1 protein-coding gene is annotated in these 245 nt (G+C 58.8%); it reads left to right on the top strand.

What is annotated here, in order from left to right; all coding sequences use genetic code 11:
• Window positions 1–20: 20 nt before the first annotated feature.
• Window positions 21–245, top strand: a 225-nt coding sequence (locus tag SB756_RS33985; RefSeq protein ID WP_410913748.1) for a hypothetical protein, incomplete at its 3' end; no start/stop codon positions are given.

Here is a 245-nt window from a genome sequence, read left to right as displayed (position 1 = left end):
CGTGCGATGCGACGATTCGCATGAGTTTCTTCTTCGATGCCCTGGGCCGCAATGCTGATCGCGCGGAGTGCCTGAGCGAGCTGGCGGAGCAACGAGCGACGACTCTGCTGGATTACTTGAAACAGGCGAACGATCAGGGAATGCCCGATCCTCGGGCTACATACCACGGCGATCAGCCGCGTCACATGTTTGGAGGCAGCCAAGCAGAATCCGAAACCAGTCGTTCCGTATGCGTCATGAACCGC

This window comes from Pseudomonas sp. SIMBA_068 (genome assembly GCF_046534705.1).
Taxonomy (GTDB): domain Bacteria; phylum Pseudomonadota; class Gammaproteobacteria; order Pseudomonadales; family Pseudomonadaceae; genus Aquipseudomonas; species Aquipseudomonas putida.
The sequence above is the reverse complement of the archived record's forward strand: the minus strand, read 5'-3'. Positions and strand labels throughout refer to the sequence as shown.